Origin of the sequence: Cycloclasticus sp. (assembly GCA_040743155.1) — a bacterium.
Lineage (GTDB): Bacteria > Pseudomonadota > Gammaproteobacteria > Methylococcales > Cycloclasticaceae > Cycloclasticus.
The window spans coordinates 1,610,711-1,627,248 of record JBFLJU010000001.1 but is presented as its reverse complement, the minus strand read 5'-3'; the positions used below and the strand labels follow the sequence as shown (position 1 = coordinate 1,627,248).

Sequence of the window (16,538 nt, the reverse complement as noted above, 5' to 3'; positions counted from 1 at the left end):
ACTCAGGCATGCTGAACAACGTTTAGAACGTGTTTATATCAAATGTATAAAAGGAATGGCTTTACCTTACTGGAAATATTGCTGGTGCTGACAATATCGTCAGTTTTATTGGTGTTTGTTGCCCCCGATATGTATCGAACTATTAGCGGAATGACGCTACCGAAAGCGACGCAAGAGCTGGCAACCGCACTTCGGCGTAGTAGTAGTCAGGCAGTTAATGCCTCCACGCCAGCTTCGTTGTTGCTTAACGTAAAGGAGCGAAGTTACCAATTAAGTGGTAGTGAGAAAGTTTACCAATTACCTAAAGACTTAGACGTAACAATTTTAACAGGCGCAGGTCTAGTGCGGGGTGCTAGTTCAGGCGCTATATTTTTCTACCCTGATGGCTCTTCAAGTGGTGGGCGTATAAGCTTACAGCAAGGGGAACGAGAGCAACAAATTCATATTAATTGGCTGACCGGTGAGGTAGACATTGATAGTGAAGTGTAAACACCATAAATGGCTGGGGTTCACCTTGTTAGAAGTGCTGGTGGCTTTTGTTATTGCTGCAGTAGCATTAACACTTCTAATCCGCGCTTTTTCAGGTGGCCTACGATTAACGGCGACGGCAGAAGACTATGGTAAAGCAACGATATTAGCGCAGTCATTAATGGCACAAGTGGGGGTCGAATATGGCGTAAAAGATTCCCCCATAAGCGGTCGTTTTGCTGATCGATTTGATTGGGCGGTGAACATGACGCCGTATATGATTGATGTTGAGTTGCTAGATGAAGAGCCCGTTGTTATGGCATTTAAGTGCGTTATTAGCATCACCTGGTTTGAAGGCATCAAAAAGCGACATTATGAGTTGTCTAATTTACGGTTGATGGAAAAAGAGCAAAACAATGTTAACGGCTAAACAAGAAAGTGCGCGGGGTTTTACGTTACTTGAATTACTGGTTGGCCTGACCTTATTCAGCGTTATTTCGATTGCTTTGTACAGCGGTTTGAGCATGGCCATAAAAAGCACGGCGACAGGCGAAAAGCGTTCGCATGAAGTACGACAAGTTATGGCGCTTCAAACATTATTAAATACTAAGGTTTATGCGGCGAAATTAGCAAAACAGTCCACTACAAGTGCTGAGCTGGCATTTAGTGGTGAACCACATAACCTTAGTTTCGTTTCCAGTATGCCGCAATCAATTAAGCAGGGGGGCGATGGGGTTTATTCGATAAGTATGCAGGCTGACGCGTCGGAGCCAGTATTGCAAATAGCCTTAAAAACGTATGTGAAAATTGGTGAGGCTCCGTTGAATGACGCGATAAATGAAATTGTACAATTGGCTGATATTACTAATGTCACCTTGAAATATTTCGGGGTGCTCAATGCGGAAAAAGAATCTGCTTGGCATTCTAGTTGGGTCGAGCAAAAGAGCTTGCCACTGTTAGTTAAGGTTGATTTAACGACTAAATCGGGTTCAGCTTGGCCGCCTATTGTTATAGCGCTACGAGAAGCGAAAAAAAATGGCTAATCTACCTGCACGAGTTGTTATGGGCAATTGGCAAGGTGCTAGGTTTTTTAGCATGGATAATCAACCAATACCTCAGGGGCAGACGGGTGTCGTTTTAGTATTTGTTTTGCTAATGATGGTTCTATTGTCGGTGATGGCAGCTAGTTTCAGCAGTAGTATGCGTGGCGGGGCTAGCCTTATGCATAACAAAAAATCACAGTTACGTGCCGAAGAATTAGTTAACACAGGGGTTTTATACGCGTCATACATGATGACGCAACCGGTTGAGGAAGCGCGTTGGTATGCGCGTGATGCGGACTACCAAATCAAGTTTGAGGGTGAGTTGATAGGTATTAGAATTCATGATGAAGTGGGTAAATTCAATATTAATCTGTTGGATAAAAAAATCTTATTGGGGCTACTAATATCGGCGGGTGCCGAGCCCCTGCAAGCTGAACAGTTAGCCGACTGTATTTTAGACTGGAGGGATGTAGATGATCTTGTCCGTGAACATGGAGCAGAGCGGCAGTTGGAAAATGACTCGCAGATATTAGATGCTTCAATAGAGGTGGAATATATCCCTGCAAACCGTCCATTTAACCACTTGCGTGAATTGTTGCATGTTAAGGGCATGACCGATTCTTTTTATCGGAAAATACGGCCGTTACTAACGGTACAGCCGATAAAAAAGCTTGACCTAGGTGTGGCGACAGAGCCCGTATTAAATGTATTTTCTGAGCTATTTGATGTTGGGGATGTTTGGGTTCAGCAAGTACTATCAGATCGTTTAGTAAAGAGAGCGGGTGTTTTTGTATCAGAAGCAATGCGAAAGTATGCTAATATCAAAACACCTAGCAGGGGGTATTGGATAGAGATGTCCATTAAAGTCAATAGCTTAAACGGTAAGCCATCAGTCACAAATGTATTGATGCGTAGAAATGAAGACAGTTTACTGCCTCTGTTTTTGGAAGTTGATAGGTATCACATTAGTGGGTAAAAAATAAAACCCAAGGATGTAAATGAATGCTGGGACCGATTAATCAATCAATAAAACAATTCTTCACCTGGTGGGGTAAAGAATTGTTTGCGCTGCTCCCTATGGCTTGGCAACGTAAACTCCAAGCTGCAGATAACACCTTATTGCTAGAGCTTGGTTCAGATGGCCTAAGGGCGATTTGGGTCAATGCATCACAACGCGTTGAGCTTGGTGTCTTTGCAGTGAATGATTCGGGCCGTACTGCTTGGCAGGAAACGCTGTCAATACATGTCGGGGTATCTAAGGCCGATTGTGTTTTAGTGTTGTCCCACGAGCAGTGTATTAACCGTCACATTTTTTTGCCTAAGCAAGCAAGTACAAACTTGCATCAGGTGATGGGCTTTGAAATGGATCGTTATACTCCATTTAAGGCTGAACTTACGTTTTTTGATGTGTTAGTCACTAAGGTATCTGCACCGGAAAATCAGGTAGGCGTGTTTTTTGTTGCAACACCAAAAAATGTTTTGGAGCCCATGCTTGATCAGTGTCGTTTTTTTGGCCTATCACCAAATAAAGCCAGTTGTTCGCCAACATTGGCATTGCCAGCGGATGCGGCAAGAATTAACTTACTACCTGAAAGTATGCGACCCATTGTTAACCAAAAGGAGCGCTTATTGACGGCCGCCATAGCGCTTCTGTTGTTATTGGAAGTATCCGCTTCATTAATCTACCCCTCGTGGGTGGTGGAAGGCGAGGTTACTGAGTTGAAAACTAGAATTGCTGCGATTAAGGATGACGTGAAATTAGTCGGTCAAATGCGAACAAGCATTGAGCATTCCAAAGCGCAAATAACAAGTTTATTAAACAAAAAAACAAGCCAGCCCTACGCTATTGATATTTTGGCTGAACTCACGAAGCGACTTCCGGCGGATAGTTGGTTAACAGATCTACGCTTGTCAGGTAACCAATTGAACATACAAGGGTATTCAGAGAATGCGACTGATTTAATTCAATTATTAGAGGACTCGCCGCTATTTTCAAACACGAGGTTTACTTCACCGCTTGCCAGTAATAAGGGGCTCCAGCAAGCATTCAAAATTGGCATAAATATTGTTGAGGTGTCTCAATGATGTTCGAAAGCCTAACGAATAAACAGCAACGTTATCTAGCGGTTGAATTGCTGGTAGTGGTTGTATTACTAGTCATTTGGCTGTTTATTGCACCCTTATGGAAAGTGCAGGGGGAGTATGCTGAACAGGCCTCTGATTTACGTTTCCAGCTTAGCAAATACGAGCAGGTTATCAGTAATAAGCGAGTTATTTCTAATAACAAAACCGAGCTACAGACATCACTTAAAGAAGCGAGGTTGTTTCATGACAATCTGGCGCACGGTGTTGTGGCGGCACAGGTGCAAAATACAATTCGTGAAATAGTTGAAAAATCGCAGGGCAGTTTAGTGAGTACTCGGATACTACCCGAGAAGCAGGAAGGGCAGCTAACTCGGCTTGCTATTAATGTACGGTTAACGGGTGATGACTTGGTTTTACAGCAATTGCTTTTTGACCTTGAAATGGCAAGGCCATTGCTCTTAATAGAAAAACTAACGGTCTCATCAAGAAAACGCTCTAGGCGACGGAACAGTGGTTCGGTAGGAGCGCATAATATAACGCTAGAAATAGCCAGTTATTTAATGCGGGATGGTGCGTAATGGTACTTAAAGCACATTTGGTCAGACAGCTTACATTAAGGCTGTGCGGGGTTTTTCTACTGATTCTTATACTTGAATGGGGTATTTTAAATATAAAAAATTCTGACGATGTGCCCTCGTCAATTCCATCTGACTTTTCACAAGAGACTGAGCAATTATTGTCCAGCTTATCCATTGTGCAAGCTGAAGACTACACTGTTTTATCTGCAACGCCATTGTTCGTTGAAGGAAGAAGCCCCATTGAGAAGGGTGCTAATGAGTCAAGTCAAAGTGGCGCAAACTCATCAGGAAGTGTCGCATCAAAAATGCGCTTAATGGGTTTAACCATTTCAGCAGAGAAGTCTTTAGCGTTGGTAGTTGATGCGAAAGGTACTTATTATCGTTTATTCGTAGGTGATGAGTCTTTGGGTTGGACGTTAAAGTCGGTTCAGGAGCATAGTGCCACCTTTAGCAGACTAGGGAAAATCATAACGCTTACGTTGGAAAAGCATAAGATTGGAAGAGCCAGTAAAACCCGTAAACGACGAGCACCCATTATAAAGTCTCAGCCACGTTTAAAAAAATAATAACTTAACCAGGGAAGCATAAAATGAGAAATACTGCATTTATGATTGTTAAAACGGCACTTATTGGAAGTGCTTTGTTCATCCAAGGGTGTGAAACATTAGGACCCAATTTATCAGAAAAACGAATAATTAATGGTTCGTTTCCTTCTGAAATAAGTCCAAAGGCTCAAAAAGAAGATCCCATATTAGTAATAGCACCCGTTGAAGATAATTTGCCTAGACAAAAGGCTGAAATTTATCGAGCGGATAGTGAATTCTTAGCCCTTAACAATACGACAAAAGGTGCGCTAAGCGTAGAAGATGACGGTAGTTACACCTTTAATTTTAGTAATGTAGATGTGTCTGAAGTTGTTAAGGTTATATTAGGGGACACGTTAAAGAAAAACTTTACGATTAGTCCTAACGTAGGCGGCAACGTCTCCATGCAAACCAGTAATCCCTTAACAACGCAGGCGTTATTGCCAACATTACAGATGTTGTTAGCAATGAATAATGCAGTGCTGATTGAAGAATCGGGTCTATATCGGGTGGAGCCACTGAATACGGCTCTGGTTGCTGGTAATGTTCCCCTAACCTTGGGCGGCGCGGCGCTAAATGGTTATCAAATAAATGTTATTTCCCTTCAGTACATGGGAGCTAAGGACATGAAGAAAATTCTAGAACCTGTGCTGCCTAAGAAAGCGATTGTACAAATTGACGAGAATAGAAATTTATTATTAGTAGCCGGTAGTCCTGCAGATCTGATTAATACGAAGGAACTGATTGGCTTATTTGATGTGGATGTTTTACAGGGTAAATCTGTTGGCTTATTTCCGCTGACTTACGTTGAAGCGGAGACGGTACAAAAAGAATTAATGGAAATTTTTGGCGCTGAGGGCAATAAGGATCTCTCCGGTATGTTGCAACTGTTGCCGATAGAGAGAATGAATGCCTTGATGGTCATTACATCTCAAGTAAAGTATTTGGAGAGTATTAAACAATGGCTTGCCCGCCTAGATCGTAGTGGAGCACAGGGTCAAGCAGGGCATATTCATGTTTACTCCGTACAAAATGTGGATGCAGTGAGCTTAGCAGCGATTTTAGAGCAAATTTATCCACAGCAGGAAGCCTCTAGTCGTCCTAGACGTACATCAGTCATCGCACCGGGGCTTAAGCCAGTTAGACTTAGCAGTGAGCCGTTAGCAAAAGCGGCAATAAAACCGGTAGAGATGAAAAGGCGCGTAGCTGTTAGCAGTACAGTGAGCAGTGAAACAAGTGGGGCAGTTCGAATTATTCCTGATGAAATGAATAACGCGTTGGTTATTGTTGCCAGTGCGCAAGATTATGAACCGATTAAAAAAGTCATTAAACAGTTAGATGTTGTGCCATTGCAGGTATTAGTGGATGCAACAATAATTGAAGTAAGCCTGACCGATGAACTACATTACGGATTGCAGTGGTTTTTTAACAATAAATCGGGGCGTTATAGCGGGGCGGGTAGAGTGGGAGATGCTAATTTTAACGCGGCAGGCTTTGGTGGTTTCTCGTACTCAATCGTTAATAGTGCAGACTTTGTGCGGGCAGAATTAAATGCCTTAGCGAACGATTCTAAAATTAATGTTATTTCTTCACCGTCATTGATGGTGCTGAATAATCAGGAAGCCATCATAAAAGTTGGTGACCAAGTGCCAATCAGAACCTCGGAATCGGCCAATACGAGCGCTGCGGTGGGTGATTCTGCCATCATTACGAGTACCATCGACATGCGGGATTCTGGAGTCACCTTAAAAGTTAAGCCTCGGGTAAATGCAGGCGGCTTGGTTATTATGGAGGTTGAGCAAAATGTAGACGGAGTATCGCGAACAGAAAGCTCGGAGATAGACTCACCGACCATTCAACAACGACAAATAAAAACATCAGTTGCTGTAGCAAGTGGCGAAACAATTATTTTGGGTGGGCTGATAACTGAGCAAAGAGAGCTGGGCAGAAGTGGGGTGCCTATCTTGAGTCGCTTGCCTATAATAGGCAGTCTGTTTGGTAAAACAGATAAGGTGCTAGATAGAACAGAGTTGGTTGTGCTCTTGACACCTAGGGTGATTAAAAATGAATTAGATGCGAGGCTTGTCACTCGAGAATTCAAGCGGAAGTTAACGGGTATATACCAAGAACTTGAAAATAAAGAGAGTGTGAATTTTCGTACAAAAGACTAAATATTATCAAACCTAGGAGTTGCGTATTGTTAGTGAAGGTGAGCGCTGGCGTGTCACCAAGGCAGTTAATGAAGGCGGATTAATCTCTACTTAAAACGTCGATTATTAATGAAGGGGTAAAACAAGGTGTTATTTTTAGGCGCTTTAAGGCAATATAAAAGAGCACTGAAATAGAGCCGTAAATTAACAAGTCAGACGAAGGGTGTTAATTATCAGCGGTTATTAAAAGCTGCAAAAGAGTGGGGCGTAAAAGCAGGCCTGAGCCTATAAACTTCCGCTCTAGATTTTAACTATTACCTAAATATGCTTAAAAGTAATACCCAATATAAACTGAATACTGCTTAGCTTTGTTTTTCTCATATAAGAAACGAAGGTCTGTATTAACGGCCAGACTCTGCCTCGCTTCTAAAGTGTAAGAGTTACTTAATCCACCAGAACCATCAATTTGTTTTGGTAATTCAAAATATAGTTTCATATTTAAATTATTTGTAACTTGGACATGTGAAAAAACTGAAGCCCTGATAAATGCATTGCCATTACCTTGCCGGTTATCTTGGATACCAGCACCAGCATATACGCCGACTAATAAGTCGCGATTTACGTTAGTAGTATAGCCATAATCACCCTCAAGACGCGTAACCAAGCAGCTTAAGCAAGATAAATCATTTTGTTCGATTCCAAGTTTAATATTCCACGCAGGGCCAATGTCAACTGATGGCTTTGAATAAGAGCTATTTATACTTTCAATTTTTAAAAGATTTAAATAATTGATATACGCATTTCCAGACTGGAAAAAGAGCTTTAGCTCACCCATTGATAATGCGGAGTTTTTTACCTGCCCTGAGGTTGCATCTAACACATCATAATAAGCAGGTCTAAGGAACAACGAAAGGCCATCGCCCAACAGGTTATTAGAGCTGAAACCAACGCGGATATTGCTAGATTTACGCCCGGAATGTGGAGGCTGGTTGGTTGAAGGTAGCTTTTTATTGCTGCTTACCGGTAGTTTAAATCGTTCTTTAATCATGGCATGATAATTTTCATCAGCCTCTTTTTCAGGCAACCACTTTGCAGTTTTGCTGAACTGGTAATAATCTATTAAAGCTTCTACAACGTTAGTTTTTGAATTTGAAGGCAACGCAGCATACTGCGACGAACCTATAGGCTTTATTTTGTCTAGAGCCCCCTTAACTACGCTTTTTTCAGATTCAATCAGCGCATTGAATTTATCATAAAACCTAGCTTCCCTTGATGCACGGAATGTTACGTTTCGCACTAAGGGTTTACCGTGAACCTTACTTTGCGCAATGTTCTGTAATAAAGCCCTTGGTAAAGTAAAAAATGGGTTTTTAGGAATAATATTCACGCCGTCAATAATCTCCAATATTTCTGCCAAACGGTATGCGCAATTTTTTCTAAAAAAGTAATATTTATACTGTTTACCGAGGACCTCCCAGGCGTGCGCTACGACTAAATCAATTTCTGTCTGCGTTAACTTCACCTCATATTCCCAAAGGTTCCTTAATTCCAGCTCTCCATAATTATGGTTATGGTAATAGTAATCCGCCTGACTGAACCTACCATCGTAACCACCAAAAATTCCTTTAAAAATGTATGTAAAAGGGTTCTCACCTGAAGGAACAATTGCGCCGTAATTTATACTCGGGTCAAACAACCTTGCATGTCTGTTGACCTTTTTTGAATTTAGCTTTAAAAGAATATGTCCGTAGTATGAAGCGGGGTTTCCCAAGAAGCCAGACGCATAAACAATGCTTACAGATGTTATTGAATTTTGTAGTGTCCAATCATGAAATTTCGGACAGTTAACGAATGGAATTGATTCTGGTGAAATATTCAGTGACTTCCTCAACCAATGAAAACGAGCTGGAAATTTGCATTGAGTATGCTCATCATCACCAACCATTTTGGGTGGCTGAGTTAGCCCTCTTATTGTCGATTCAAGTTCAGCTGCAGGGTTGGTTGCCCCATCGATGGCATTAAAAAAACCTTCGTCATGGATAGCACTGACGAACTGATGCTTTCCTAAAGCATGTTCTTCATAATGTATTAGCTTATGCCAGACAGGTTGCTGGCTTAACTTAAGCTTTTTAGCAAGCTCAATTAACCCATCGGTATTAAATTTATTATCACTAGCTTCGGAAACAATAGGTACTCCGATAGTCAGTACTAATATAATTCTTAGTATGAAAAAAAATCTCACGCAAAGTTTCAAGCAGAAAAGGGAAGGGTAAAGGTGGGAATATATTCCCACCTTACAAAATTACATTTTAAATAGTACAGGTGGATGCAGCAGAAACCACAGCCTTGTAATAATCAAATGCTCTGTCTACTGGCTCCGTTTGTGAATACGCAGTAGCGGTCACTTTATTGCTTATATTAGAGCGAATTGTTGCAATTACCCCAGGTTGTACATTAGAAGAGCAACCTTCAATATCAAGAACAGCGACTAAATGTTCGCCTTCGCCCTTGGCTACATCCTCAATTAAATTATCGTAATTATCGATAATAAATTTGGCCGTTTTTGCATGCGTTCTAGAACAGGTTTCAGGGCTCCATGTGGCCGATGTGACAGCAGTAGTACCCAAGTCCCATATTATATTTGATGTTGCTGCAGCCCATCCAGTATCAGCAAATATTGCCGCCCCTATACCGCAGTCCCGAAAAGGATTCGGCCCGGTACCAACCTTTCCATGACCATGTTCAGCTGATGCTACAAAAGACAATAGTAATGTCAGCGCAATCAAAGACCTTGTTAAGTGCTTTTTATTTTCCATAAACCTAAAACTCCCTGTTGTTATTTTATTAATTAATAAATGCTTACGTATAAAACGGTTGGGACTCTAACACTTTCTTGCGCTATTTATATAGTAATATTTTGAGCGTTTTACGCGAAAGCGGAGGATTTAGGAAAGGACGTAAAAAGTGGGCAGGAGCCAACCATTAACTAGTTTTTTTAGACGGTATAAAGCTCTTTTTTAATGAACCGTTAGCGTTCACTAGGTATTCGATGCAAAATAAGTTATCCGCTTAACGACGTTGTTTTTCATAGGTTGTATTTAAAATAACGTCAGCGTTTCGTCATCCATTTCTTCTTCAGTCTCTTCGTCATTCTCAATAAGGCTCGCTTTTAACGCTTCATCAATTTGCTTAAGAATGCCTGCAAATTCACTTTCAAGGTTTAAACCTGACTCGAAAATAGAACTGATTTTTACTTCAGCTGCTTCAATAAACCCGCGGAGATAATCCTCTTGCTCGCCTGATAAGGCCAAGCCCATGAATGAGTCTTCAAGCGACTCACTAACAGAAGCTAAAATAGATTCGCTTGAGGCTTGTTGTGATTTATAGTCTGTATCAATCTTCATTACCGTTGCTTCAATCTGGCCAATGATGTTAAGTAAGCTTTCTCTTTGCGTTTTGACGGCTATTGCAGACTGTAGCGCTTTAACTTTAGAGTCTGCACCTTGCCCAATAAGCGCCACGTGATCTCTAATTCGACCATGAAAACCTGGGTTATCGACCGGCATATTTCGCACAATAATGCTGACGTATGGGAAATTAACTGCGGTACGCTGACCAAAGTCAATTAAGCGTCCTTTACTGCGGACATATTCAAAAACGCTATCCTCAAGTGGGTTTTCTACATCGTCGGTAAAATATTGTTTCTTTTCATCGTTCACGATAATTTGCACGGCCACCTCTAGCCCTAAATCTCGGTGCGCCCTAATGACCTTTTTCGCTAACGAGTCATAACTATCGCAGTGGCAGGTTCCTTGCAAAAAGTGAACAACCGCGCTCATTTCGCCCATCGATGTCATGATATCCATCGTCGACAAGGTCACATCGCTCACTTCTTTTCTGGCTAGATTAAGGGTTTGGTTTCGTTTGAGTGTTGCCTTTACTTTGGCTTTTAGTTCATTCTCTTCAAAAGGTTTAATAACATAGTCATCGCCACCAGCTGCATAGCTATGCAGCCGTGTTTCAATGGATGCATCAGCAGAAATAAAGATAACGGGTGTGTGGTTCAGTTGCGAACTGTCTCTAATCTTTTGGCAGGTTTCATAACCGTCTAAATTAGGCGTCATAACATCCAGCAAAAATAAGTCCGGCGGTGAATTTTGTGCGGCATCTAAACATGCCTGTCCTGACTCTAGAAAAGTAACCTCATACCCCTCTACATTTAAGACGCTTTCTTTAATTAGGTGGTTGCCATCACCATCATCTACACAGTAGATCGTAATAGAATTGCTCATGTGTTTTATTCCTTTATTCGTTATCAATAACCAACATATCAAGATCCATCTTGTCCTAATAAAAAATCAAGCAAGCTCAATGATAGCTTTATACGTTTTTTATTCTTCAGCCATAAATATAGAAGGTATTTTGAAAAAAAGTAGGTTCTGCGGGAATTTTGCTTTTTAAAAACTCAGTTATTCATATCGAGGCCATGTCATGGAATCGTGCCAAGGTGTTAATTAAGTCCTCTATGCGCCGCCTTTCTAAGAAAAGGGGGTGCTAAATGAAGCAATGAATATTATTCTTGGCAGTAGGTACTGGTTAAGTTATGTTTATAGACTTATATGGAAACTCATGAAGAGTTTGGTGATACATGGAGCGCGGCTGATTGCAGTTCCAAATTTCTTTTAAGATACGGAGCTTCTTTCAAATAGAATTCATTATGCGGATATTACGATATATTTCGATGGCCATATTAATGGCCACCCTCGGTGCGTGTGGAAATAAAGTACCTGAAGAGTTAGTAGGTCGTCTGGTTGAAGTGAAAACATTTTCATATCAGTCTGTTACCCAAAGGATGGATTACCCGGGGCGCACTCAAGCACGTTACGAGACCGAGCTGGCCTTCCAAGTGGAAGGACGGTTGATAAAACGCTTGGTTGAGGTGGGTGATTATGTGAAACAAGGTCAGCCAATAGCGAGACTCGACCCCAAAGATTATATTTTGAGTAGTGAGCGCTTTTTGAATCAAAAACGGGCTGCGCAAGCGAATTATAAGCGAGCAAAAAGCGACTTGATTCGTGCAAAAGAGTTACGACAGAAGAACTTTATCGGTCAGTCTGAGTTAGATAAAGTCGTTAACCTTGAAAAAGCGGCGCAAGCAGCATTGAAGGCGTTAAAGGCCGAACATGCTCAAAGCGTAAACCAGCGTGGTTATACACAAATATTGGCCGCGGCTGATGGTATTGTTATAGCGCTTTACGCAGAAGTCGGCGATGTCATACAGGCTGGGACTGCTGTCGCAAAATTGGCGTGGGCGAATGATTGGGAGTTTGTTACCGCCGTGGCAGAAACGGATGTGAATCAGTTGTCCATAGGGCAAGCAGCAGAGGTCAAATTTTGGGCTTATGCTGATAAAACATATTCTTCATTGGTGCGTGAAATTAGCCCCATTTCAGGCACAGAATCTCCATCGTATAAAGTCAAGCTGAGCCTAGTAGAAAGGCCCGATTCATTGAAGTTAGGGATGACGGGGCACGTGTTATTTTCAAGCGTGGACAAAAAGCTTGGCTTGTTGCCGACTGCGTCGTTAGTGCAATCTGCCGGTCACAGCAGTGTGCTTATAGTTGACCCAGACACTCACCAAACACGCTTGCAAGCGGTGATATTTGGTCCAGCAGTCGGGAATCAAATTAGTATTCTTAGCGGCTTAAGCGAAGGCCAACTTATTGTCGTAGCGGGTGCAAACCTGATTGTTGAAGGTAGTACGGTTAGACTTCTAGCAAATGAGTGATAAAGAACCGGTCAATCTAGCCCGTTGGGGCATAGAACATTCACAGGTGTTGATCTATTTTATGATCGTTATTTTGATCACAGGTACGGTCGCTTTTTTCAAATTAGGGCAACGTGATTTACCTGTTTTCGCCATCAAAACAATGGTCGTTAGTGTGCAATGGCCGGGTGCATCTGCTGAAGAAATGTCTCAGTTTGTTACCGATCCGATAGAAACCAAATTACTCGAAGTGCCTTGGCTTAAGGATGTCGTTTCTTTCAGTAAGCCAGGTGAAGCGTGGCTGATCGTTAACACAGAAGACTTTATGCCTGATGCGGCAGTAAGAATGAAGGATCGCTTTTACGAGGTTCGCAAAAAGATTGGTGATATATCCCACCGTTTGCCAGCTGGTATTCAGGGGCCTTTCTTTAACGATGAGTTTGGCGATATTTTCTCAATGGTCTACAGCTTTAACAGTAAGGATTATTCCTTTGCTGAGATCAAAGACTATGCAGAGAAAGCACGTAATGCGCTTATCCGTGTTGAGTCGGTTGAGAAAGCTATTTTGTATGGTGTTCAGGATGAAAAAGTGTTCGTCGAAATGGACGACAAACGGTTGTCGGCACTTGGCTTGGATCCACTGCAAATAGGCTTGTTATTGAACACCCATAATAAGGTGCAGAATAGTGGGCGTATTGAGGGTCAACAGAGTTATTACCGGCTACGTTTGAATGATCGTTTTCGTTCCATTGATGACATTAAAAAAATGCCTATTGGTTTAAAGGACGGGCGTGTTATCAAACTTGAAAGTGTTGCCACAATCTACCGAGGGTATGATGATCCGCCACTTTTTAGAATGCGCGTTAATGGCAAAGCTTCAATTGGCCTGGGCGTTACTATGCGAGAAGGCTCTCAATTATTAGCTATGTCAGGGCAAGTCAAAGAAGTGATGGCCGACTTTAAAGCGCACTTGCCGGCTGGAATAAACCTTGCTTTAGTGGCGGATCAACCGAAATCAGTCGCGGCACAAATCAATCGCTTTGTTTTAAAGCTGCTGCTTGCCATTGTTATTGTTCTTATCGTTTGTTATTTCTCGCTTGGGCTGCGAACAGGATTGGTCGTTGCCTTGGCAATTCCTATTGTCTTGGGCGTTGTGTTTGCCATGATGTACATCTGGGATATCGGCTTAAACAGGGTCTCGCTCGGCGCGCTCGTTATTTCACTGGGTTTATTGGTTGATGATGCCATGATTGTTGTGGAGTTGGTGCACGTTAAGCTTGAGCAAGGTTGGGATAGAATGAAAGCGGCAACGTTTGCTTATACGGCAACATCAAAGCCAATGCTTACCGGTACGCTAATAGCTGCTGTTGGCTTTCTGCCCGTTTTTCTCGTTAATGCATCGCCGCATGAGATATTAGGTAATCTTTTTGTGGTTATCAGTACGGCATTAATATCCTCATGGATGGTGGCTGTTTTATTAACCCCTTACCTGTCGTTTAAATTGCTAAAAGTAAACCATGTGCCCAAAACGAATGTACAGCAGTCTAGCAATGATATTGCGGCAATGTATCAAACGCCATTTTATAAGAAGTTTCGCTCGTTAATCGCATGGTGCATGAAGCATAAAAAGAGTGTGATCGGGGTGACGCTGCTGCTTTTTGCGTTAACGATAGTGGGGATGCAGCACGTTAAAATGGAATTTTTCCCAGGTAATGATCGGCCGGAGGCATTGGTTGATATTTGGTTTCCTGAAGGCACAAGCTATCAACAGATGGAACGCCAAGTGGCGGATATTGAAAAAGAGTTAACTAAAGAGCAGCAAATAGAAAACTACATCATTTATGTGGGTGGCGATTCTTTACGTGTACAAAATGATATGTATATCGAGCAGCCCAATGCCAACTACAGCAAGATTATTGTTGTTGCGAAAGATTTACAGGCACGTGAACAGATTAAACATATGCTACGGGGCTATTTTGCAACGCATCAGCCGAACTTACGTACACGAGTGTATAGCTTAGCGTACGGCTTACCGTTTAATTACCCCGTGCAATACCTCATCACCGGTGATGACCCTGAGGTGTTGGCGACCTTTTCTGAACAGTTAAAAACGATTGTGACGAGCCATGCCTCAACGCGAGATGTCCACGATAATCGTCGTGAAAAGCGTCTACTTGTTGATATTACGCTTGATCTTCCACGGGTAGCGGCTAGTGGAACGGACCCAGCTCAATTAAGCCAAACCCTAAGTGCGATGCTAGATGGTTTACCGGTTACGCAATACAGAGAAGGTAATGACCTTATTAATGTCGTACTACGTAACCAGCCAGAGAACCGTCAGCAGCTAGATCGCATAAAGTTTTTACAAGTGCCCATTGCTAACGGTGAAACGGTTGCCTTGTCTGAGTTGGCTAATATCAGTTTTCATTTCGAAGAGGGTGTGATTTGGCGCTACAACGGTTATCGCTCGATTATTGTTCAATCACTGTTGGCAGATGGCGTCTTAAACTTTGATGTGGTTAAAGAGCTTGAGCACAAGGTTAATAAATTAAGAGAAAAATTACCTAGCGGCTATCAAATTGAGGTGTTTGGTGAAATTGATATTTCGCAAGAAGTGGATGCGCAATTAGCTAAAACCTTGCCCGTTATGCTGATCGCCATTTTAACGCTGTTGATGTTTGAGCTTAATAGTATGCGAAAAATGACGCTTGTTCTGATGACCGTGCCTTTGGGGTTGATTGGTGTTGTTTCTATTTTACTATTGTTGGATTTATCATTTGGCTTGGTCGCACGTTTAGGCATGTTAGCGTTGGTGGGCATCATTATCCGCAACACCATTATTTTAATGGACCAAATAGATCAAGACCTCGCCGCAGGGTTGTCACCTTGGGATGCCGTATTAGAATCAACCGTACGTCGTGCTCGGCCCATTATTCTGGCTGCATTGGCGGCTATCTTTGCGATGGTACCACTGACCAGTGATTATTTTTGGGGCCCAATGGCAATTACGATGATGAACGGCTTATGGGTGGCTACTTTGCTGACGTTGTTTGTATTTCCAGCGATGTATACCGCTTGGTTTAAGGTAAAAGCGCCGACCTAGTGATACTAGGATGTTGTTTATGCCGTATGCGATGTTTTGGCTATTTCTTTAGTCGATACTAAGCGAATAAACTGCTTTATATTGCGTCGCAAGATTTTTTGCATTAAAGTATTGCTTAACGAACGTTAAGTAAGTCCTAATGAAAAACGCCAATACGAAAGAAATTAATACGCGCATCCATATATTGGATGAAGCTACGCCGCTGTTTGCAGCACAAGGCTATAACGGCGTTTCGATGCGGGCTTTATCAAAAGCGGTTGGCTTTAGCGCAGCGGCGCTGTATCACCATTTTCCCGATAAGCACACGCTGTACCTTGAAGTGATGAAGCATTCTTTTGTTAACAAAGCGACGGCTATTACACGCTCGATCAGTAGAACTGGCACGGCTATGGAGCGTCTCGAAGAGTTGGTCGAGCACTTTACGTTAATGATAAATCAGGAGCAAAACTTCAGGTCATTGGTGATGTGGGAATTACTGGATGGCGATGAAAGCAGGTTGAAGTTAGTGGCTGAAGAGGTATTGTTAGAGCCTTTTAAAGCCATGCATGCATTGATTAAGGAAATAGCACCGAATGTGAACCACACTATGCTGACTATCTCTACTCTTTGGCTAGTGATATCGCATTCTGCAACGACACCAATGTGCCGGTTTCTACCCGGTTGGGATGAGTCATATAGTGATGCAAGTGTTATTTCTGAACATGTTTTCCAGATTATAAGAAAAAGTATTAATACAACGGTTTAACTGGCTAGATGAGGG

General features: G+C 42.2%; 14 protein-coding genes. 11 read left to right on the top strand and 3 right to left on the bottom strand.

The genetic code is table 11. From position 1 onward, the window contains the following. Positions 1–42 precede the first annotated feature (42 nt). Genes AB1Y31_07685 through gspD form a run of 8 tightly spaced genes read left to right on the top strand, consistent with a single transcriptional unit; the run spans position 43 to position 6,929 of the window. Positions 43–489, top strand: a complete 447-nt coding sequence (locus AB1Y31_07685; GenBank protein ID MEW4983048.1) for a GspH/FimT family pseudopilin — start codon at positions 43–45, stop codon at positions 487–489. Then, positions 479–898 carry a hypothetical protein gene (locus AB1Y31_07680; GenBank protein MEW4983047.1) on the top strand — a complete coding sequence of 140 codons (420 nt, stop codon included), beginning with the start codon at positions 479–481 and terminating at the stop codon, positions 896–898. Before AB1Y31_07685 ends, AB1Y31_07680 begins: the two co-directional genes overlap by 11 nt. After that, on the top strand, positions 885–1,511 hold the full coding sequence (locus AB1Y31_07675) for a prepilin-type N-terminal cleavage/methylation domain-containing protein (protein MEW4983046.1): 627 nt from the start codon (positions 885–887) through the stop codon (positions 1,509–1,511). Before AB1Y31_07680 ends, AB1Y31_07675 begins: the two co-directional genes overlap by 14 nt. Further along, positions 1,504–2,487: a hypothetical protein gene (locus tag AB1Y31_07670; protein MEW4983045.1), complete on the top strand. Its 984-nt coding sequence runs from the start codon at positions 1,504–1,506 to the stop codon at positions 2,485–2,487. Before AB1Y31_07675 ends, AB1Y31_07670 begins: the two co-directional genes overlap by 8 nt. Positions 2,488–2,513: 26 nt before the next feature. Next, positions 2,514–3,596, top strand: coding sequence for a PilN domain-containing protein (locus AB1Y31_07665; protein MEW4983044.1), 1,083 nt, complete (start codon positions 2,514–2,516; stop codon positions 3,594–3,596). Continuing rightward, complete coding sequence (gene gspM, locus AB1Y31_07660) at positions 3,593–4,174, top strand: type II secretion system protein GspM (protein MEW4983043.1); 582 nt, start codon at positions 3,593–3,595, stop codon at positions 4,172–4,174. The genes AB1Y31_07665 and gspM overlap by 4 nt, the downstream gene beginning before the upstream one ends. After that, positions 4,174–4,740 (top strand): hypothetical protein, encoded by a 567-nt coding sequence (locus AB1Y31_07655; GenBank protein ID MEW4983042.1) that lies wholly within the window; start codon positions 4,174–4,176, stop codon positions 4,738–4,740. Before gspM ends, AB1Y31_07655 begins: the two co-directional genes overlap by 1 nt. 23 nt (positions 4,741–4,763) lie before the next feature. Beyond that, positions 4,764–6,929 (top strand): type II secretion system secretin GspD, encoded by a 2,166-nt coding sequence (gene gspD, locus AB1Y31_07650; GenBank protein ID MEW4983041.1) that lies wholly within the window; start codon positions 4,764–4,766, stop codon positions 6,927–6,929. A gap of 307 nt (positions 6,930–7,236) precedes the next feature. Here the strand turns inward: gspD and AB1Y31_07645 are convergent, their stop codons facing one another. From AB1Y31_07645 to AB1Y31_07635, 3 genes are all read right to left on the bottom strand, one after another. Next, positions 7,237–9,150: a DUF4105 domain-containing protein gene (locus tag AB1Y31_07645; protein ID MEW4983040.1), complete on the bottom strand. Its 1,914-nt coding sequence runs from the start codon at positions 9,148–9,150 to the stop codon at positions 7,237–7,239. Between the two features lie 67 nt (positions 9,151–9,217). Continuing rightward, positions 9,218–9,724 carry a DUF3015 family protein gene (locus tag AB1Y31_07640; GenBank protein MEW4983039.1) on the bottom strand — a complete coding sequence of 169 codons (507 nt, stop codon included), beginning with the start codon at positions 9,722–9,724 and terminating at the stop codon, positions 9,218–9,220. A gap of 282 nt (positions 9,725–10,006) precedes the next feature. Continuing rightward, positions 10,007–11,200: a response regulator gene (locus AB1Y31_07635; GenBank protein MEW4983038.1), complete on the bottom strand. Its 1,194-nt coding sequence runs from the start codon at positions 11,198–11,200 to the stop codon at positions 10,007–10,009. Positions 11,201–11,649: 449 nt separating this feature from the next. On the opposite strand from AB1Y31_07635, the gene AB1Y31_07630 reads away from it, so the two are divergent. From AB1Y31_07630 to AB1Y31_07620, 3 genes are all read left to right on the top strand, one after another. Next, positions 11,650–12,696 (top strand): efflux RND transporter periplasmic adaptor subunit, encoded by a 1,047-nt coding sequence (locus tag AB1Y31_07630; protein ID MEW4983037.1) that lies wholly within the window; start codon positions 11,650–11,652, stop codon positions 12,694–12,696. Beyond that, positions 12,689–15,778 carry an efflux RND transporter permease subunit gene (locus AB1Y31_07625; protein ID MEW4983036.1) on the top strand — a complete coding sequence of 1,030 codons (3,090 nt, stop codon included), beginning with the start codon at positions 12,689–12,691 and terminating at the stop codon, positions 15,776–15,778. The genes AB1Y31_07630 and AB1Y31_07625 overlap by 8 nt, the downstream gene beginning before the upstream one ends. A gap of 139 nt (positions 15,779–15,917) precedes the next feature. Further along, positions 15,918–16,523 (top strand): TetR/AcrR family transcriptional regulator, encoded by a 606-nt coding sequence (locus tag AB1Y31_07620; protein MEW4983035.1) that lies wholly within the window; start codon positions 15,918–15,920, stop codon positions 16,521–16,523. The last annotated feature ends 15 nt before the right edge of the window (positions 16,524–16,538 follow it).